Here is a 19,490-nt window from a genome sequence, read left to right on the forward strand (position 1 = left end):
GCGACGCGCCCCGAGCGTTGAACGTTGAGCGGCCAGGCCACATGTCGGTCATCTCATAACGTGCGTGTCTGTCTTTGACGGTATGAATCGCCATCCGTAGCGTGCGCGGTATGGACCCGTGGGCGCCGGATCCGGCCGAAAATCGCTCCTGGGCAGACACGGGGTACGAGTCGCGGAACTCAGCCGACCCGGACGCGGAGTTCGACCGGACGTCCGAGTGGCGGAATCCGCCCCCGTCGGACACGGGGCGCGGGTGGCAGGACGCGCCTCACCCGGCCAGGAGCCACAAGCGCCGGAGGTCGTGGAAGTTCATCACGCTCGTGACGACCGTGGCCGTGGTCGTCCTGGTCGCCGTCACCGCGACGATCGTGTCCGTGGTCGCGCCAGGCAAGAAGAGCCATCCGATCGTCGGGTTCGTGCCGACGGGGACCTCTCCGGAGCAGGACGGCGAGCAGATCACCACCGCGTTCCTGACTGCGTGGGGGGCCGGCAACCTCGGGTTGGCGGCCGGCTACACCGACAGCCCGCAGGCCGCCCAGGCGGCGCTCGCCGCGTACCGCGAGGGCCTCCATCTCGGCACGCTGAACAGCTCGACCGCCGGCGCCACCGCGCTGGCAGCGACGCCGACCGCGACCGCGTCGACGCCGCGGATCAAGGTCACCATCGCGGTGAACGCCCAGGTCGGGGCCCCAGCAAGCTCCGGGACGGTCAGCGGTACGTGGAGCTACCACTCGTCGCTGCTCGCGTACCAGAAGCCGGACTCGCCCGCATGGTCCATCGCGTGGGCACCTGACGTCCTCGCGCCGAACCTCACCGCGACCACCCATCTCGCCGCCATCGCGGTGGCCCCGACGGCCACGTCCGTCCTCGACGCGACCGGCAACAGCCTCACCACCTACGGGGACGCGGGCCTGAACACGATCACGGGGGTTCTGAAGGCCAGCCCGCCCAAGGACCTGGGGCAGTCGGGACTCGACGTCGAGATCCAGGCCGCGGACGGAACGGCGGTCAAGGGCAGCCAGGCAGTGATCTCCGCGCCGGTCGACGCCACCCTGGCCACCACGATCAGCGCCAAGGCGGAGCAGGCCGCGCGCGGCGCCGTCGCCGAGCACCCGCAGAGTTCGATGGTCGCCATCCAGCCGTCCACCGGCCAGATCCTCGCTATCGCCAACAACGCCGGCTTCAACGACTTCGCGCTCACCGCCGCGGTGGCGCCAGGCTCGACGGGAAAAATCATCTCGGCCGCGGCCCTGATCAGCCAGGGGGTCCTCAGCGCGAGCACCCCGGTCGAGTGCCCGGCCGTCTACACGGTGCAGGGCATCAGCTACCACAACGACAAGAACGAGTCCGAGCCGGCGTCGACGCCGTTCTCCACCGACTTCGCCCAGTCCTGCAACAACGCGTTCAGCCAGTGGTGGCAGCACGAGAGCGACGGCCGCCTCGCCGCGGTCGCGAAGCAGTACTTCGGCCTCAACCAGGCCTGGGACATCGGGCTGGGCAAACCTGGCACCTATTACAAGCAGCCGCCGGGTGCCAGCGGCTCCGAACTGGCCCAGAACATGTTCGGCCAGGGCCAACTCACCGCGTCGCCGCTCGCGATGGCCTCCGTCGCGGCCACCGTCGCGAACGGGACCTTCAAGCAGCCCGTCCTGCTACCCGGAGCCCAGCAGATCGGCGCGACTCCCCTGCCCGCCAACGTCGACTCGCAGCTGAAATCCATGATGCGCGAGGTGGTCACCCAGGGCACGGCCGCCGGGCTCGGGTTCGGCCCGACCGTCTACGCCAAGACAGGCACCGCGGACGTCGACAACCAGGGACAGCCCAACAGCTGGTTCGTGGCCTTCGACCCAGCCCAGGACATCGCCGTCGCCTGCCTCGTCCTCAACGCCGGCTACGGCGCCCAGGTCGCCGCCCCCGAGGTTCAGCACTTCCTGGCCAACTATTAGGTACTGGGCGCCCCACGGACCTCGCGGCCGAGCGGCGGCCTTTCGGGTCCTTGGCCCGGATTGCGCAGGGCGATCGCGGCGTTCAGGCCGGTGGCGAAGCCGGTCCAGGCGGCGTAGGGAAGCAGCGCCGCGCCGGCGAGCCGGTCGGCCTGCCAGGCCCGGCGTAGCAGAACGACGTTCGCCACGTTCAGCGCGACGATCTCGGCCAACGCCAGGCGCGGACGCCGGGCCCGGAAGAACAGCGGCGTCCAACCGGCGTTCAGCGCGAGGTCGATCCCGAACGCGCGCCGCAGCTGCCTGCGCTGCGCAGCGCCGGCGCTCGCGTCCAGCGCCCGGGCGCCGGCGTACGCGATCGAGGCGTACAGCGGCGTCCACACGGCGGGAAACACCTGCGCCGGCGGCTGCCAGGCGGGCTTGTCCAACGATCGGTACCAGTCGGAGTCGGGGCTGGTGCCGATCGCGCCACCGGCGGCGGCCACCGCTGTGGCCAGACTCGTCCTGGCCAGGTTCGAGACTCGCATACGAGTCCGATACCCCGCTGGACGGCGACCGCCGCATCAGGGAACCGGCTCGGCCCGTCCTGCGCACGTTGAGAGCGGTTGCGACGGAGCCACCTCGGCAGATAGAACCGTGTTACAGCGGCCCCCGCCGGCCGGCCGGCTCTCTGATCAGAAATGGCATGGCCGCTCCCCCTGGCCGCGGCCGTAGCTCGCGGAACGACGACGGAGCACCGTTCTCTCCGCGCCCTGTCGCACGCTCGACGACGGAGGTCTCGTCTTGTCCTTATCGCGCACGATCACCAACGAAGTGGCCGGCGGGACGCGGTGGCCGCTACGTTTCGGCATCTTCCTGGCGCCGTTCCACAAGGCCGGCCGCAACCCGACGCTTTTGCTCGAACAGGACCTGGCGCTGCTCGAACACCTCGACCGGCTCGGTTTCGACGAAGCCTGGATCGGCGAGCACCACTCCGGCGGCTGGGAGATCATCTCCTCGCCCGAGGTCTTCATCGCGCACGCGGCGGCGCGAACCCGGCGCATCCGGCTCGGCACGGGGGTGGTGTCGCTGCCGTACCACCATCCCCTGCACGTGGCCGACCGGATCGTGCTGCTCGATCATCTGACCCGAGGCCGGACGATGCTCGGCGTGGGCCCAGGCCAGCTCGCCTCCGACGCGCACATGCTCGGCATCGACACGAACCAGCAGCGGGCGATGATGGAGGAGTCCCTCGAGGCGATCGTGGCCCTGCTGGCCGGCGAGGAGCCGGTGACCCGACAGACCGACTGGTTCACGCTGCGCGACGCCGTGCTGCAGCTGGCGCCCTTCACCCGCCCACGCCCGGAGATCGCGGTCGCGGCGACGTTCTCCCCCGCCGGTCCCCGCACGGCCGGCCGGTTCGGCGCCGGCCTGCTGTCGATCGCGGCGAGCCAGGCGGGCGGGTTCGATGTCCTCGGCTCGCACTGGGAGGTCGCGAACCAGGTCGCCGCGCAGCACGGGCAGACGATGGACCGACGCGACTGGCGGCTGATGGGCATGATGCATCTGGCCGACACCCCGGAACAGGCCGCGAAGGACCTCGAGTACGGCCTCGCGGACGTGCAGAACTACCAGTCGAAGGTGCTGCCGATCTCCCTCGACCCATCGACGCCGCTGCGGGAACGGATCGAGCAGGGAAACGCGTCCGGCTCGTTGATCTGCGGCACGCCGGACCTGGCGATCGCGCAGATCGAGCGGTTGTGGCACCAGTCCGGCGGCTTCGGCGCCTACCTGCTGCTGGCCGCCGACTTCGCCAACCCCGCGGCCACCCAACACAGCTACGAGCTGTTCGCCCGTGAGGTCATGCCACATTTCACCGGAGCGTCGGCCGCGCCGTTGGCTTCCGAGAACTGGCAGTTCGGCAAGTCGACGACCTGGCGCGACCAGACGGCCGCGGCGATCGGCAAGGCGATTCAGGACCACGCCGCCGCCACCACGCCGGCGGACGCGAAAAGCTGACCCCGCCGCGCCCCGTCAGCCTGATCGGCCAGCGGCAGTGTCCCTGCAACGCCGCGGGTAGTCCGCAGGGGTGTCAGATCACCATCGAGGCGCGCTCGCGAGTAGGTGGTCGCGGACGGCCGCCACGTGCGCGACGGCGTCCGCGGTCGGTAGGCGGGCGAGCCACAGCGTGTTGATGGGCGGGTCGCTGGGGGTGTGCAGGATGGTGAGTCGCTGGTGGGCGAGTGACTCGCGGCAGAGGTAGTGCGGGAGCACGCTGATGCCCGCGCCGGCGATCGTGGCGGCGAGTACTGCTCGCAGATCGGGCGCGACGAGGGCGGCGTTTCCGCCGCGCGGGACGCCGAAGACGTGTCGCCAGTACCTGCGGATGATCGGAAGGTTGTCGGCGTAGGCGAGGATCGGGACTTTCCGCAGGATTTCCGGGCCGTGCTGGTCGAGGTCGGCCGCCGGCAGTCGCTGTGCCCATTCCGGCGTCGCGACGAGGATGAACTCCTCGTCGTAAAGCGGTTCGGCCACGATCCCTGGCCGGCGGGGCCTGGTGCTGGTCACGACGAGATCGGCGTTCCGGTTGGTCAGCGCGTCGAGTAGCGGGTCGGGCAGGCCGAATCGGATGCGGGCGGTGAGCCCGTGACGCAGCAGCGGCGCGAGGGACGGGACGACGACGGCGGCGGTGAACTCGGCCGGGCCCGCGAGGTAAACCGTCCGTCCCGTCAGGCGGTCCTGTTGGCCGTCGGCTGTCGTCACCGCCGCGGCGAGTTCGTCGAGTGGACCGGCGACGCGCTGGGCCAGGTCGTCGGCGGCCGGGGTCGGCGCCACGCCGCGCGCCAGCCGGGTGAACAGGGCCCGGCCCAGGTCACGTTCCAGCGTCCGGATCTGGGCGGTCACCGTTGGCTGCGCGAGGGCGAGCGCGGTCGCCGCCGCGGTCATGGAGCCGGCGCGGTACACGGCCAGGAAGGTCCGCAGGAGATCGAGCGACGGCGCAGGGGGCGCGGACACGGCTCTCACAGCGATCAGAATATCGATGGCTTAGTGCCGTTTACGGCATGCGACATCCTGTCGTTGCGCGGGCAGGCTGAGAGACCGGAAGAACGCCGAGCGTCCTCATGGGAGATCGCATGTCCGTCCCAGCTGCCGGAGACATCGCGGGCGCCGCCCGCCCGGCCCGCGTCCTGATCGGTCTGACCAGCCACGGAAAGCTCGGCGAGACCGGGCGCACCACGGGCTTCTACGTCAGCGAGGCGGCCCATCCGTGGCAGGTGCTCACGGCCGCGGGCCACCAGGTCGAACTGGCGAGTGTCGCGGGCGGCGAACCGCCTCGGGACGGCTTCGACGCCGACGACGCCATCCAGGGCGCGTTCCTCGCCGACCCGGCGATCGCCCGCCAGCTGGCCGCCACCCGCAGTTTCGCGAGCGTGGACCCGGACCGGTATGACGCGGTCCTGTTCGCGGGTGGCCACGGGACGATGTGGGACTTTCCCAACGACACCGCGGCGGCGGCGCTGACGAGGCGGATCTGGGAGCACGGCGGCATCGTGGCGGCCGTCTGCCACGGACCGGCGGCGCTGGTGAACGTGACCCTCTCGGATGGCACGTACCTGGTCGCCGGGCGGGACGTCGCGGCCTTCACCGATGACGAGGAACGCGCGGTGGGCCTGGCCGAGACGGTGCCGTTCCTGCTGGCCAGCACACTCGCCGCGCGCGGAGCCCGACACCACCCCGCGCCGAACTTCACCGCCCAGGTCGTCCGCGACGGCCGGCTCGTCACGGGGCAGAACCCGGCCAGCGCCGCTGGAGTCGCCGAGCAGATCCTCGCCGTCCTCGCCGAGGTCGACCGACGCGCCTGAACCGGTCCCGAGATGTTATGCAATATATTGGATGCAATCATGTCGTGGCCGTGTCGGCCGAGGAGGGCGGAATGGAACCGGGGCCTGAAGCGGAGCAGAGATCAGCCGCAAGGCCACGGGTAGTGCTGGTCCACGGCCTGCGGGACGAAGGCTCCAGCTTCGACCCGGTGGCGCGTCTTCTTCCGGGCCTCGAGGTTCTGCGCTACGACCGGCACGGCTGGGGCGCGTCCCCGAACTGGGACGGCGTGGAGGCGGACCTCGGCGGACACGTCGACGACCTTCTGCGGGTTCTGGCCGGCCGGCCGGCGACCGTCGTCGGGCACAGCTGGGGCGGCAACGTGGCGCTGGCGGCAGCGATCCGTCACCCGGACCTGGTCGAGGCCGTCGGCATCTGGGAGACAGCCATGCCGTGGGCCGACTGGTGGCCCCGGGAGCATCGCGCCGTCATCCAGGAGACCATCGACCGCGCCGCCGTGACGCGGCCCGGCAGCCCACGCCAGCTCCGGGAACGGGCCTTGGCCGCGGCCGAGATGACACTGACGCTGGACCCCCCGTTCGACCCGGGCCAGCTGACGGTGCCGCGCGTCGTGGGATACGGAACGGCGTCCTTTCCGCACTTCGCCGACGGCATGCGGGCCTTCGCCGCGCAGGTCGGTGCCGAGACGGTCAGCTTCGCCGGCGCCTCGCACATGGTGCACCGGGAGGACCCCGCCGGTTTCGCCTCCTTCGTTCAGCGGGTCGCCGACCGGAGGCCTGCCACGAGACTGGTCGCGGGCGGCGTGGACTGATCCGCTGCCGGTCATCGCGGCCACCCGCCGGTCCGGCTGTTGCCCCTACCGCGCGTCCTCCGTCAGGGCGGGCTCGGACGGACTGGCCTGGCTTGGCACCACGGGGGTTGCCGGCGGCCGGGCACGGCCGGGCAGGATCGCGAGGGCCAGCCCGGCTCCGGCGAGGCTGATGCCACCACAGAGCCAGAGCGTCAGATCCATGCCGTGGACGAAGGCCGTCCGGACGGAGGTGAGCAGCGCGGGGTCGTGCAGCCGCTGTGCCACCGCGACGCCGGAGGTCACACTGGCACGGGCGGCGGTGTTACCCGCGGCGGCCGAGAGGTCGAGGCCGCCTCGGTAACGGGACAGCGCCAGGGTGCCGAGGATCGCGACGCCGACCGAGCTCCCGAGCTGGCGCGTCGCGAAGACGAGGGCGGACCCGGCGCCCGCGCGGGCCGTGTCCAGGGAGCCGACCGCCGCGAGGGTCGCGGTCGGGATGGAGAGGCCGACGCCGAGGCCGAACAGCGCGAACCACACCGCCGCCTCGCCGTAGCTGGTGGCGGCCGTCGTGAACGCACCGAGGAACAGACCGGCGGACGTGATCAGCAGGCCCACCGTCACGATCGCCTTCGGCCCGATCCGCTGGACGACTCGGGTCGCGACCTGAACGCCGACCACCATCGCCCCGAGCATGGGCAGCAGCCGAAGTCCCGTGCCGAGGGAGTCGGCCCCGAGCACAGCGCGCAGGTACTGCGGGGTGTTGAAGAGGACGCCGAACAGCGCGAAAGCCATGATCGTCACAAGGATGGTTCCGGCCGTGTAGGCGCGGGCGCGGAAGAGCGCCAGGTCGACCAGCGCGTCTCGGGTCCTCGCCACGTGGCGCTCCACCACGACGAACAGACCGAGGATCACCGCGCCGCCGACCAGTGGCCCGAGCGAGCGGACGTCGGTCCAGCCGCGTTCGCCGGCCTCGATCACGCCGTAGGTCACGCCGACCATTCCGGCGGCGGACAGCGCGATGCCGAACGGGTCGAGCCCGGAGGCGTCAGGGTTGCGCGACTCAGGCAGCAACGTCGCCACCGCGATCAGGCCGACGGCCGCCACCGGCGCGTTGATCAGGAACACCGAGCCCCACCAGAAGCTGTGCAGCAGCAGGCCACCCGCGATCGGCCCCAGCGGGATGCCGACCAGGCTGCCCAGCGTCACGACCGCGATGGCCCGTGGTCGCTCCGTCGGCTCGAAGAGGACGAGAACCCCGGCGACCACGAGCGGGATCAGGAAGGCCGCGCCGACGCCGAGGACCGCGCGAGCCGCCATGAGTTCCCCAGGCGACGTCGAGTAGGCGCTCCAGACGGAGCCGGCGCCGAAGACGGCCAGCGCTCCCATGATGAGCTTCTTGCGCCCGTATCGGTCGCCCAACAGGCCGGCCGGCAGCAGCAGCGCGGCCAGCACCAGGTTGTACGAGTCGGTGATCCATTGAAGCTCGCTCGTCGACGCTCCGAGCGTCGTGCTCAGGGTGGGCAGCGCCGTGTTGAGCACGGTGGTGTCCAGACCGACAGCGAGCAGGCAGAGGGCGAGCGCGCCGAGCGCCCACCACCGTCCCGCGCTTTCTACAGGCACCGAAGCCTCCGCGTAAGAAACAGTGTGTATCTCATCCGGGAGGTACCGTACCTCGATAAGAGCCACAGTGAACCCTAAGGGAAAGAGATGAACAACACCGCGGGGCCAGCCGGCGCGGACGCCGCCACACCGGCCGACGAGGCGGGCTCCTCCAGCGCTCAGCCGGCAGGAACGCGCCGGCGGGGCGCCGCGCTCGAGCGGGCGATCCTCGCCGCCGTGTGGGAGGAGCTGACCGCGGTCGGATACTCGGGCCTCACGATCGAGGGTGTCGCGGAACGCGCCCGCACCAGCAGGACCGTGCTGTACCGCCGCTGGTCCACCCGGGCGCAGCTCGTCGTCGCGGCCATGACGCAGTCGATCCCGGAGCCGGCGGACCTGCCCGACACCGGCAGCCTGCGCAATGACGTGATCACACTGTTGACCCGACTCGAAAGCCGGTTCGACGGGCTACCGGCCGACGCCGTACGCGGGCTGCTGTTCGAGGTGCTTCAGGATCCGGAGGCGGTCGCGATCCGCGATCAGGTCGTCCAGCCGCAGTGCACCGACCTGGTCATGATCCTTCTTGGCCGCGCGGCCGCCCGCGGGGAGATCGACCCGTCCCTGATCAAGCGCCGTATCGCCAGCCTGCCCAAGGATCTCGTCCGCGCCGAGTACCTGACCAGGAAGGACGGCCGCGTCCCCGAGGACGTCATCGCCGAGATCGTCGACGACGTGTTCCTCCCGCTCGTGCGATACCGGCCGTCGGACGGCGGCTGAGACCACCGCACCGGCCATGATCGCCGTTTGGGCCCTCGGGTGGTTGCAGAATCGCCCCCGTCACGACCACCAGAGGGCCAAAGCCGCGATCAGGCGTCAGGTCGGCCGCTGTCTGCGGTGCGCCGTATGGGCGCGGCCTGGGCGGGCTCGCTGTCTGGATCGCTCGCGGGGTCGCGGACGCTTAGCGCATAGGAGGCCAGCAGCGCGAGCTTCTCCGCGGCCGGCGAGGCGGCGGGGGCGTGCCACAGCGCCAGGACCTGGCCCGCGGTGCCGGGGATCGGCAGCTTCTCCCGGTAGAGGGTGAGCGCGCCGGCCTCCGGGTGATGGACGGTCATGGTGGTGCCCCCGCGGCGGACGACGTCCTGACGGGCCCAGAGGGTGCGGAACAGGTCGCTGGCCAGGGACAGCTCGCCGACGATCTCGACGAACCGCGGGTCGTCGAGGTCGCTGCCCACGGAGGTACGAAACCCGGCGATGATCCCCCGCGCCGAGTTCTCCCAGTCGGAGTAGAAGTCCTGTTCGGCGGGTTCGAGGAAGAAGTCGCGCACCCGGTTGCGCCCGACGACGAAGCGTGGCGAGAGGATCGCCGCCAGCGGGTTCGCGGCCAGGATGTCGAAGTAGCGGCTCTCCACGAAGCCGGGGAACGTGATGGTGTCGAGCAGGGCGAGGATGTTCTCCGGCACGACCTCGCGGCGGCGCTCGCGGCGTCGTGGCCGGCGGGACTGGCCCTGCGCGAGGCCGAGCAGGTAGTCCAGCCCGGCCGCGTCGAGCCTCAGCACCCGCGCCAGCGACTCCAGGACCTGCGTCGACGGGCCGCGGTCGCGCCCCTGCTCCAGGCGCAGGTAGTAGTCGGCGCTGATCCCGGCGAGCATCGCGACCTCCTCGCGCCGCAGCCCTGGCACCCGCCGGGTCCCGAGCTGCGGGATGCCGGCCTGCTCGGGCGTCACCAGCGCGCGCCGGGCACGCAGGTACTCGCCCAGCGAGTTCGGTCCGTCGCTCACCCGTCGACCATAGGTCGGCCGACGCCGGCGGTGGGTGGTCCTGTCACTCCCAGGAACGCCCGGACACTCCCCGGCCCGGGCCGCCGCCCGCAGGCTCGGCTGGAGCAGCCACCGACGGAAGGAACACCATGACAACCAAGCTGGCCCTGGTCACCGGTGGATCCGGGTATGTGGGCACGCAGCTCATCGCCGCGCTGTTGCGCGGTGGAACTCCCGTGCGCGCCACGGTGCGCTCGCTGGAACGCTCGGACGGGCTGCGCGCGGCGGTGCGCCGTGGCGGCGCGGACGACAGCGGCCTGGAGCTGGTCGCCACGGACCTGACCGCGGACGACGGGTGGGCCAAGGCGCTGAACGGCAGCGCCGAGGTCTATCACGTCGCCAGCCCGCTGCCCTACGTCCAGCCGGAGAATCCGGACGACCTGATCGTGCCCGCCCGCGACGGCGTGCTGCGGGTCCTGCGGGCCGCGCGCGACGCGGGCGCCCGCCGCGTGGTGCTGACGTCCTCGTTCGCCGCGGTCGGCTACACGCCCAAGCCCGGCGCCGAGTTCACCGAGGACGACTGGACCGACCCCGACACACCCGGCCTCGCGCCCTACCCACGGTCCAAGACGATCGCCGAACGGGCCGCCTGGGACTTCCTGGCGCGCGACGGCGGCGACACGGAGCTGGTCACCGTCAACCCGACGTTCATCCTCGGCCCGACCCTCACCTCGGACCTGCGCTCGTCCACCCAGCTGGTCAAGGCGATGATCGACGGGACGATGCCGGTCGCGCCCCGCGCCCGGTTCGGCGTCGCGGACGTCCGTGACGTCGCCGACCTGCACATCCGCGCGATGGCCGCGCCGAAGGCCGCCGGCCAGCGCTTCCTGGCCGTTGCCGACGGCCCGACGATCAGCTACCTGACGGTCGCCCAGACCCTGCGGGCCCTCCTCGGGCCGCTGGCCGCGGGCGTGCCGACCGAGGAGGCGCCCGGTGCCGAGCTGCCTCGGCCGATCATCCACAACGACCGCGCGCGCACCGAGCTCGGCTGGAAGCCGCGGCCCGTCGAGGCCACGATCGTCGACACGGCCGAGAGCCTGCGGGAGCTCGGCCTCCTGGCCCGGACCGGCTGACCAGCCGCGCGGTCCGGGGAGGCGAGCCGCTCCCCCGTCAGTGGGCCAGGCCACCGGCCAGTCAGTCCGACCTGCAGGTCAGCCGAGATGAACGCGCAGTGCACTCCTTGCACCTGCGCTTAGCGCGAGGCCAATATGTAACAGTGGCGTCAGCTGATCGGCTGGCTGCATGGCGGGCGGCCCTCGCGCTGGACCACGTGTCAGCTGTGGATCATCTGTCCACGAGCGAAGGTCGCCGCAGACGCGTTGGACGGGCTCGGGCTCCTGATCTTCAGGCGGCCCGCGCCGGATGATCCACTCTACGAGGAGGGCAGCTTCCCATTCCTACATACTTGAGCTACCCGGTATTTGACGCCGACAACCACATGTACGAGACGACGGACGCGTTCACGAAATACCTCCCGGCGGAGTACGAGAACCTGGTCAAGTACGTTCAGGTCAACGGCCGGACGAAGATCGCGCTGCGGAACGTCATCAGCGAGTACATCCCCAACCCGACCTTCAACAAGGTCGCCCCGCCCGGTGCGCAGGAAATCGAGTTCCGACTCAAGAACCCGTCCTCCAAGCACACGATCGGGACCGGCTTCACGCTCGGCAAGTCGAAGAACGACCAGATAGCCGAGCGGGTGGCAGGGATGCCGCCGCGCTACATCGAGTCACCCTCGTCGTTCTTCGACCCCGCCGCCCGGCTGCAGCTGATGGACGAGCAGAAGGTCGACCGGGCCATGATGTGGCCGACGCTGGCCAGCCTGCTCGAGGAACGCCTGGCCGACGACCCGAAGGCGACCGCGGTCGTGGTCCACGCCCTCAACGAGTGGATGCACGAGCACTGGACCTACAACTTCGAAAACCGGATCTTCGCCACGCCGGTCATCAACCTGTCGATCGTGGACGAGGCGATCAGGGAACTCGACTACGTGGTCGAGCGCGGCGCCCGGGCGGTGCTGATCCGGCCCGCTACGGTGCCCGACTTCGGAGCGCGGCGCCGGTCCTTCGCGCTGCCGGAGTTCGATCCGTTCTGGGCCCGGGTGCAGGAGTCCGGCATCCTCGTCGGGATGCACTCCTCCGACGACGGCTACACCCGTCACACGAACGAGTGGAACGGCATCACCGACGAGATGAAGCCCTTCGCCGGGCGGAACAAGTTCACCGAGCTCGTCAGCAGCGAGTACCGCAGCATTCGTGACGCCATCTACTCGATCATCGGTCACGGTCTGGCGACCCGGTTCCCGGACATCCGTTTCATGCCGGTCGAGAACGGCAGCCAGTGGGTGCCGACCGCCATCAAGCAGTTCAAGAAGGTCTACGCGGTGGATCCGGGCAGCTGGGACGAGGACCCGATCGTCGCGCTGCACCGTTCGATCGTCGTCCACCCGTTCTTCGAGGAGGACGTGATGGCGATCGTCAACGCGATCGGCGTCGACAACGTCGTCTTCGGGTCGGACTACCCGCACCCCGAGGGCATGGCCGACCCGACCTCCTTCGTGGAGGAGCTCGACGACTCCCTCTCCGATGGCGACAAGGCCAAGATCATGGGCGGCAACCTCTCCAAGCTCATGAAGTGCGACCCGACCGAAAAGGTCATCGCCGCCTGACTCGACGGGACCGCCGGGTAACCCGGGTTCTGGGTCGGTGCTCGGCTGGGCGTGCGGCAGCGCGCCCAGCCGGGCCGGGCTCAGGCGCTGCCGACGAGCTGGCCTGGGCGCGCGGGTTCCGGAGTTCTGGACGGTCCGGGCCGGGAAAGGCGCAGAATTCTCCGCCATACCTCGCCGGTCTGGTGCGAGAGCGACCCCGTCGTGTACAGAATGTCGAATCTCTCGCAGAGGGCGCGTACCTGCGGAGCGATCTGGGCGTACCGGTTGCTGGGCAGGTCGGGGAAAAGATGGTGCTCGATCTGGTGGCTCAGGTTGCCGCTGAGGATGTGAAAGAGCGGGGAGCCCTCGATGTTCGCGGAGCCCCGTAGCTGGCGCAGATACCACTGTCCGCGGGTCTCGCCGTCGAGGTCCTCGGGCGTGAACGTCGCGGCGCCGTCCGGAAAATGCCCGCAGAAGATGATCGTGTGGGCCCACAGGTTACGTACCAGGTTCGCGGTCAGGTTGGCGGCCAGCACGGGAAGGAACACGGGCCCGGCGAGCGCCGGGAACAGCACGTAGTCCTTGAGCACCTGCCGCCTGACCTTGCGGAGCGTCGCACCGAGATCGGCCCGGGTCTCCCGCCAGCTCTTGTCCCCGGACCAGAACCGATCGAGCTCCAGATCGAAGATCGCGATTCCCCACTCGAACGTCATCGCGAGACCGAGGTTGTACAGCGGCTGGACGACATGTATCGGGCGCCAACGCTGGGCCGGCGTCATCCGCAGAATGCCGAAACCGAGATCCCGGTCCCTGCCCTCGACGTTGGTGAACGTGTGGTGGCGATAGTTGTGGGCCCGGCGCCACTGGTCCGCTGGCGACACGGAGTCCGATTCCCAGGTGGTGGAGCGGATCGCCGGATCACCCAGCCAGTCCCACTGGCCGTGCAGCACGTTGTGGCCGATCTCCATGTTCTCCAGGATCTTGGCCGTTGCGAGCATCATCGTGCCCGCGAGCCAGGCGGGCGGCAGGGCGGAGGCGAACAACGTCGCCCGGCCGCAGACCTCCAGGAGACGCTGAACGCCGATCACCCGCCGGATGTATCGGGAGTCGTCCTCCCCGAGACTGGCCAGCACCCGGGTTCGTAGCTGGTCGAGTTCGCGGCCGAGCTCCTCGACATCCGCCGCGGTCATCCCGAGCGCGCCCGGGCCAGCGTCAGACCCGGCGCCGTCGGAAGCCCCCAGCCGGCCGCGGCGCGGGACAGGTCGTTGCTGATCAGCCGTCATGACTACTACACGCTACTACAAGCCGGTTGGGTGGCCCGGCCGCCAGAGGTCACGCGAGAGGTGGGCCGGCTCCAGGCGTGGCGTCGCCGGCGGTGGCGGTGGCGAGCCGGCGCGGCAGGTGGCGGTGCGCCGCGACGGTGAGCCTGGTCAGCGGGTGTCGCCAGCTGGGCCAGACCAGGAACGCCTCGGCTTCGAGCATGGCCAGCGCGATGCGGGGCAGGTCGGTGCTCGCGGGGTAGCAGATGTAGCGGGGCTGCCAGGTCGGCTGGAACTTGGCGTTGAACCGGTAGAGGCTGTCGATCTGGAACCAGCGGGACAGGAAGATGAGCAGCCCCCGCCAGCCGCGGATGAACGGCCCCGCGCCGAGCCGTTCGCCGTGTTCGAGTGCGGACCGCAGGAACGCGAAGTTCAGCGAGACCCTGGTGACGCCCAGGTCGGCGGCGTGGCAGAGCGTGTGGACGATGAGGAACTCGTTCAGGCCGTTGTCCGCCGACCTGTCTCTGAGCATCGCGTCCAGCGACAGGCCCGCATGGCCCCAGGGCACGAAGTGCAGCAGCGCGCGTGGCTGAGGCTCCCCACCGTCCGGGTCGGCGCGCGACGCGGTCACGGCCACGCAGTCGCCGTCGGCGGTGTCGCCGAGCCTCCCGAGGGCCATCGAGAAGCCGCGTTCCGTCTCGGCCCCCCGCCACGCCGCGGCCTTCCGGGCGAGCTGCTCGGCCTCGTCCTGCGGGATGTCGCGCATCCGGCGGGCCACCGCGGTGTATCCGGCGCGTTCCACCCGGCCTGCGGCCTGGCGGACGTTGCGCATCGACCGGCCCTGCAGGGTGAAGCGGGCGGTGTCGATGACCGCCTCGTCGCCGAGTTCCAGGACGGACAGGCCGGTGCGTTTCCAGACGACGGCACCAGCCTGCGAGCAGCCGATCACCGCCGGCGTCCAGGCGTGGTCAGCCGCTTCGCGAAGGAACTCCTTGATCGCCGCCGGCCAGGCCTCCGAGTCCCCCAACGGGTCTCCGCTGGCCAGCATGACGCCGGAGACCACCCGGAACGCGACACCGGCCTTACCGGTAGGCGACCAGACCACCGACTTGTCGCGGCGCAGCGCGAAGTACCCCAGCGAATCGGCGTCGCCGTGCCGATCGAGCAGATCACGTACCCGGACCTCGTCCTCGTCGGTCAGCCGAGGCCGCGGCTGGGGTGGCCGCAGCGCCAGGTAGCCGGTCGTCACGACCGTGAGCCCACCCATCGCCAGGAGCACCCGGGTCGCGAGGTCGCCGAACCAGTCCGAGGTGTAACGCAGCGGTCCCGGGATCCCGACGAGACCCCAGAGGATCTGTTCGAACTCGGCGGACAGCGGGTGCGGACCAGCGATGTGATTCGAACGGGCGTGCAGGAGCAGCAACCCGATACCGACGGAGATGACGGTGAGCGTCACGCCGACGCCGAGCGCGCGCCAACGCGTCGTCGGGTCGCCCTTGGCCTGGAACTCCCGTCGGGTCACCAGCAGAACCCCGAACAGCGCGGCCGATCCGGCAGCCTCCTCGTAGTCCAGTCCGTCCACGAGGTGGAGCACGACGCTCGCGGCCAACAGGATCGCGACCGCCCGCCAGGCCCGCTGCTTGCGGCGACGCAGACCGCGCGCGAGCAGCACCAGCAGCATGCCGACCAGGACGGTGAACGCCGCCGCCTGCCGCGACACCGACCCGGGCAGCACCTCACGTAGATCCGCCAGTTGGGAACGCCACTCCGGGGTGACCGCGAAGACGATGTCGATCACGCCGATGGCCAACGTCAGCAGCGCGACGACCCGCGGAACCCAGGGCAGCCGCCAAGCGGACAGCCGAGGCAGCACCCCACCGCCAGCTGGCCCAGGACCCGCCACGCCAGCCTTCGGGCCGTGTCGCAGGCGGACGCCCGCGGCCTCGTTGTCGTTGGGCGCATCCATCGTGTCGTCTCCGGTGGTCACGGCTTGCGCCCTGGGTCGTCACGACCATAGACCCGGCCACGAAGGGCGCCGCCCGAGCCGCCCCTGGAGAGCAGCCGACATCCCCGGCTTGTTCGGCCGTGCGCTCCACCCGCGCGATATACACATTGTTAACGGGGAGACACTGTCCGAAATATTCCTGTGACGGCTGGTTTACATCCACTTGCGCCGGGGAATCGCCGTGCCGTCACCGGTCGTCCGGCTGGTGGACCCACACCTCGAGGCGACGTGGCCTGGATGGAGGTGGCGGGCTGGTCATCGCCCGGCCGTCACCGTCTCGTGCCCACGTGTCGCCTTTGGCAGCGCGACATGGGGTGGTGAGGCACGGCCCATGAGAGTCCGACAGTTCGGCCCGCCCGGGGGATTTCGCGGACGCCGTCGACATTTCGGTCCACGCTCGGGGAAGCCGGATCCGGCAGGGGCGGCACGCCGATGAGAAGAAGAAGCCTGTCCACGGCGAGCCTCATCGGAGCGCTGGTACTGGCCGTGGGAGCGGCGCTGGCCGGTTGCGGCTCAGGCAACGAAGGCAGTGGCCACGGCCCGGCCGCGCTGACCTGGTACGTCTACAACGAGTCGTCGGGGTCGTTCGCGAAGGCCGCGGCGGACTGCTCGGCCGCGTCGCACGGCCAGTACACGATCGGCATCAACGTCCTGCCGAACGATTCGGACGGTCAGCGCCAGCAACTGGTGCGCCGGCTCGCCGCCGGGGACTCCTCGATGGACATCCTCGCCCTGGACGTGACCTGGACCGCCGAGTTCGCCGAGGCCCGCTGGATCGAACCGTTTGCGCCGACGGATGCGAAGCGGATTACCGCCGGAATGCTGCCGGTCGCCGTGCAGACCGGCACCTGGAATAACCAGCTCTACGCCGTGCCGCTGAACACCAACGCCCAGCTCCTCTGGTATCGCAAGGACCTGGTCCCGCGGCCGCCGCGGACCTGGGACGAGATGCTCGCCGACGCCCGCCAACTCGCCGCGGAAGGCAAGCCGCATTACGTCGAGGTGCAGGGCGCCCAGTACGAGGGCTATACCGTCCTGTTCAACTCGCTGGTGGCCTCGGCCGGCGGCCAGATCCTCAACAAGGACGGGACCGAGGTGGTGCTCGGCCCGCCGGCGGACAAGGCCGTCGAAGCGATCCGGGCGCTGGCGCACTCGCCGGCCGCCGACCCGTCCTGGTCCAACCAGCGGGAGGACGACAACCGGCTGGCATTCGAGACCGGCTCGGCCGCCTTCCAGCTCAACTACCCGTTCATCTATCCGTCGGCCAAGCAGAACAATCCACGGCTGGCCGAACAGATCGGCTGGACCCAGTGGCCGACGCTGGTCCCCGGCCAGCATTCGCACAGCACGATCGGCGGCTACAACCTCGCGATCAGCGCGTACAGCCGGCACCAGACCGCGGCCGCCGCGGCGATCACGTGCCTGACCAGCCGGGACAACCAGATCCGGGACGCGATCGACGGTGGGCTCCCCCCGACCATCGGGGCTCTCTACACCGACCAGAAGTTCATCGCCGCGGGCTATCCGTTCGCCCCGGCCATCTACGAGGCGCTGCAGAACGCAAGCGTGCGGCCGCAGACGCCGGCCTACCAGAGCGTGTCGCTGCAGATCGCCCACACTCTGTCCCCGCCTTCGTCCGCGAGCCTCGGCAGGCTCGCGGCGCTGCGCGGGGCGATCTCCGACGCGATCGAGTCGAAGGGGCTGGTGCCGTGAGCGCGAGCGGAGCGGAACACGACGCGCGGCCCCCGTCCGACGCGCAGCCAGAGCCATCCAGCAGGCCAGAGACGCCCGATAGCCCGGAGACGCCAAGCAGGCCGGAGACGCCAGCCAGGCGGCGGAAGGCGCCGCTCTCGGCGGGGGCCCGGGCCGAGCGCCGGCTCGGCTGGGCGCTGTGCGCGCCGGCGTTCCTCGTCATCCTCGCGGTGACCGGCTACCCCGTCGGGTACGCGGTTTACCTGTCGCTGCACCGCTATGACCTGCGGTTCCCCCAGGATTCCAGGTTCATCGGGCTGGCCAACTACGGGACGGTGCTGGGGTCGTCGCTGTGGTGGCAGGCGCTCGCGGTCACCGCGATCATCACGGTGATCGCGGTGGCGATCCAGTTCGTGCTGGGGATGGCCCTCGCGCTGGTGATGCACCGGGCGCTGATCGGCCGCGGGCTGGTGCGGACGGTGATCCTCATCCCGTACGGGATCGTGACGGTGGTCGCCGCGTTCGGCTGGCGGTATGCCTGGACACCGGACACCGGCTACCTGTCCGGGCTGTTCGGCAGCTCAGCCCCGCTGACCTCGCAGGTCGGGGGAATCAGCGTCATCATCCTGGCCGAGGTGTGGAAGACGACGCCGTTCATGGCGTTGCTTCTGCTGGCCGGGCTGGCGCTGGTCCCGGAGGAGCTGCTGCGGGCGGCGAAGGTCGACGGGGCGACGGCCTGGCAACGCCTGACCCGGGTGATGCTGCCGCTGATGAAGCCGGCCATCCTGGTCGCGGTGCTGTTCCGGGTGCTGGACTCGTTCCGCATCTTCGACAGCATCTACGTGCTGACCGCCGGCGCGTACGACACGCGTTCCGTGTCGATCCTGGGCTACGACAACCTGTTCACCGCGCTGAACCTCGGCGTCGGCTCGTCGTTGTCGGTCCTGATCTTCCTCGTCGTGGCACTGGTCGCGTTCATCTTCATCAAGGGCTTCGGCGCGGCCGCACCCGGGACGGAGGGTCGCCGCTGATGGCCACCATCGCTACTGCCCCCGGCGCGGGCCCCACCGCCGGTCGTTACCGGCGGCCGCCGCGGAATGGCACCGCGCTGCTCGGCTGGTCCGTCGCGAACCTCGTCATCATCGCGATCTCGCTGGTGCCGATGCTCTGGCTGGTCTCGCTGTCCTTTAAGGCCCCGTCCACGATCACCGACGGCCGTTTCATACCGCGCACCTGGACTCTGGAGAACTATCGGGGGATCTTCACTCAGTCGCTGTTCACGAGGGCGCTGCTGAACAGCCTCGGGATCGCGCTCATCTCGACCGTGCTCGCGGTGGCGCTCGGTTCGATGGCCGCCTACGCGATCGCCCGGCTCGAGTTCCCCGGTAAACGGCTGCTTGTCGGGCTGGCCCTGCTGATCGCCATGTTCCCGCAGGTCTCGCTCGTCAGCCCGCTGTTCAACGTCTGGCGGCAGATCGGCATCTTCGACACGTGGGTCGGGCTCATCATCCCGTACCTGACGTTCTCGCTGCCGCTCGCCATCTACACGTTGTCGGCGTTCTTCCGGGAGATCCCCTGGGACCTGGAGAAGGCCGCGCAGGTCGACGGCGCCACCCCGCTTCAGGCCTTTCTGCGGGTCATCGCCCCGCTGGCCGCGCCCGGCATGGTGACCACCGCCATCCTGGTGTTCATCTTCTGCTGGAACGACTTCCTCTTCTCGATCTCCCTGACGTCGACGGAGCGCTCACGGACCGTCCCGGCGGCCATCGCGTTCTTCACCGGAGCGTCGCAGTTCGCCCAGCCGATCGGCTCGATCGCGGCCGCGGCCGTCGTCATCACCATCCCGATCATCATCTTCGTGCTGTTGTTCCAACGTCGGATAGTCGCCGGACTGACCTCCGGCGCGGTGAAGGGCTAGGGGC

16 protein-coding genes are annotated in these 19,490 nt (G+C 70.3%); 10 read left to right on the forward strand and 6 right to left on the reverse strand.

Annotation, left to right across the window (positions count from 1 at the left end):
• The first annotated feature begins 320 nt into the window (after positions 1-320).
• On the forward strand, positions 321-1,946 hold the full coding sequence (locus I6A60_RS04975) for a penicillin-binding transpeptidase domain-containing protein (RefSeq protein ID WP_307873536.1): 1,626 nt from the start codon (positions 321-323) through the stop codon (positions 1,944-1,946).
• On the opposite strand, the gene I6A60_RS04980 is transcribed toward I6A60_RS04975, so the two are convergent.
• Positions 1,943-2,467, reverse strand: a complete 525-nt coding sequence (locus I6A60_RS04980) for a TspO/MBR family protein (protein ID WP_203012175.1) — start codon at positions 2,465-2,467, stop codon at positions 1,943-1,945. The two genes, I6A60_RS04975 and I6A60_RS04980, sit on opposite strands and share 4 nt — an antisense overlap.
• A gap of 256 nt (positions 2,468-2,723) precedes the next feature.
• On the opposite strand from I6A60_RS04980, the gene I6A60_RS04985 reads away from it, so the two are divergent.
• The gene (locus I6A60_RS04985; RefSeq protein ID WP_203012174.1) at positions 2,724-3,938 is read left to right on the forward strand and encodes an LLM class flavin-dependent oxidoreductase; all 1,215 of its coding nucleotides are present in this window, start codon (positions 2,724-2,726) and stop codon (positions 3,936-3,938) included.
• A gap of 78 nt (positions 3,939-4,016) precedes the next feature.
• On the opposite strand, the gene I6A60_RS04990 is transcribed toward I6A60_RS04985, so the two are convergent.
• Positions 4,017-4,943: a LysR family transcriptional regulator gene (locus I6A60_RS04990; RefSeq protein ID WP_203012173.1), complete on the reverse strand. Its 927-nt coding sequence runs from the start codon at positions 4,941-4,943 to the stop codon at positions 4,017-4,019.
• Positions 4,944-5,053: 110 nt separating this feature from the next.
• On the opposite strand from I6A60_RS04990, the gene I6A60_RS04995 reads away from it, so the two are divergent.
• Together I6A60_RS04995 and I6A60_RS05000 are read left to right on the forward strand one after the other, a co-directional pair.
• Positions 5,054-5,782 (forward strand): type 1 glutamine amidotransferase domain-containing protein, encoded by a 729-nt coding sequence (locus I6A60_RS04995; RefSeq protein WP_203012172.1) that lies wholly within the window; start codon positions 5,054-5,056, stop codon positions 5,780-5,782.
• A gap of 71 nt (positions 5,783-5,853) precedes the next feature.
• Positions 5,854-6,570, forward strand: coding sequence for an alpha/beta fold hydrolase (locus tag I6A60_RS05000; protein ID WP_238434797.1), 717 nt, complete (start codon positions 5,854-5,856; stop codon positions 6,568-6,570).
• A 45-nt stretch (positions 6,571-6,615) separates the two neighbouring features.
• Here I6A60_RS05000 and I6A60_RS05005 read toward each other — a convergent pair whose 3' ends face one another.
• Positions 6,616-8,169, reverse strand: a complete 1,554-nt coding sequence (locus I6A60_RS05005) for an MFS transporter (protein WP_203012171.1) — start codon at positions 8,167-8,169, stop codon at positions 6,616-6,618.
• Between the two features lie 87 nt (positions 8,170-8,256).
• Here I6A60_RS05005 and I6A60_RS05010 point away from each other — a divergent pair, with 87 nt between their 5' ends.
• Positions 8,257-8,925 (forward strand): TetR/AcrR family transcriptional regulator, encoded by a 669-nt coding sequence (locus tag I6A60_RS05010; protein WP_203012170.1) that lies wholly within the window; start codon positions 8,257-8,259, stop codon positions 8,923-8,925.
• Between the two features lie 89 nt (positions 8,926-9,014).
• Here I6A60_RS05010 and I6A60_RS05015 read toward each other — a convergent pair whose 3' ends face one another.
• Positions 9,015-9,926 carry a helix-turn-helix transcriptional regulator gene (locus tag I6A60_RS05015; protein WP_307873537.1) on the reverse strand — a complete coding sequence of 304 codons (912 nt, stop codon included), beginning with the start codon at positions 9,924-9,926 and terminating at the stop codon, positions 9,015-9,017.
• 128 nt (positions 9,927-10,054) lie between these two features.
• Here I6A60_RS05015 and I6A60_RS05020 point away from each other — a divergent pair, with 128 nt between their 5' ends.
• Both I6A60_RS05020 and I6A60_RS05025 read left to right on the forward strand, forming a co-directional pair.
• The gene (locus tag I6A60_RS05020) at positions 10,055-11,038 is read left to right on the forward strand and encodes an NAD-dependent epimerase/dehydratase family protein (protein WP_203012169.1); all 984 of its coding nucleotides are present in this window, start codon (positions 10,055-10,057) and stop codon (positions 11,036-11,038) included.
• Positions 11,039-11,673: 635 nt separating this feature from the next.
• Positions 11,674-12,633 (forward strand): amidohydrolase family protein, encoded by a 960-nt coding sequence (locus tag I6A60_RS05025; protein ID WP_374113469.1) that lies wholly within the window; start codon positions 11,674-11,676, stop codon positions 12,631-12,633.
• Positions 12,634-12,713: 80 nt separating this feature from the next.
• On the opposite strand, the gene I6A60_RS05030 is transcribed toward I6A60_RS05025, so the two are convergent.
• Entirely contained in the window at positions 12,714-13,895 is a 1,182-nt protein-coding gene (locus I6A60_RS05030) for an acyl-CoA desaturase (protein WP_238434799.1), read from the reverse strand.
• A 49-nt stretch (positions 13,896-13,944) separates the two neighbouring features.
• Positions 13,945-15,837, reverse strand: a complete 1,893-nt coding sequence (locus I6A60_RS05035) for a phosphatidylglycerol lysyltransferase domain-containing protein (RefSeq protein ID WP_238434819.1) — start codon at positions 15,835-15,837, stop codon at positions 13,945-13,947.
• Positions 15,838-16,308: 471 nt separating this feature from the next.
• Here I6A60_RS05035 and I6A60_RS05040 point away from each other — a divergent pair, with 471 nt between their 5' ends.
• Genes I6A60_RS05040 through I6A60_RS05050 form a run of 3 tightly spaced genes read left to right on the forward strand, consistent with a single transcriptional unit; the run spans position 16,309 to position 19,486 of the window.
• Positions 16,309-17,589 (forward strand): ABC transporter substrate-binding protein, encoded by a 1,281-nt coding sequence (locus tag I6A60_RS05040; protein WP_238434800.1) that lies wholly within the window; start codon positions 16,309-16,311, stop codon positions 17,587-17,589.
• On the forward strand, positions 17,586-18,599 hold the full coding sequence (locus I6A60_RS05045) for an ABC transporter permease subunit (RefSeq protein WP_203012168.1): 1,014 nt from the start codon (positions 17,586-17,588) through the stop codon (positions 18,597-18,599). The genes I6A60_RS05040 and I6A60_RS05045 overlap by 4 nt, the downstream gene beginning before the upstream one ends.
• The gene (locus I6A60_RS05050) at positions 18,599-19,486 is read left to right on the forward strand and encodes a carbohydrate ABC transporter permease (RefSeq protein ID WP_238434801.1); all 888 of its coding nucleotides are present in this window, start codon (positions 18,599-18,601) and stop codon (positions 19,484-19,486) included. The genes I6A60_RS05045 and I6A60_RS05050 overlap by 1 nt, the downstream gene beginning before the upstream one ends.
• Positions 19,487-19,490 lie beyond the last annotated feature (4 nt).

Source organism: Frankia sp. AgB1.9 (assembly GCF_016786355.1).
Lineage (GTDB): Bacteria > Actinomycetota > Actinomycetes > Frankiales > Frankiaceae > Pseudofrankia.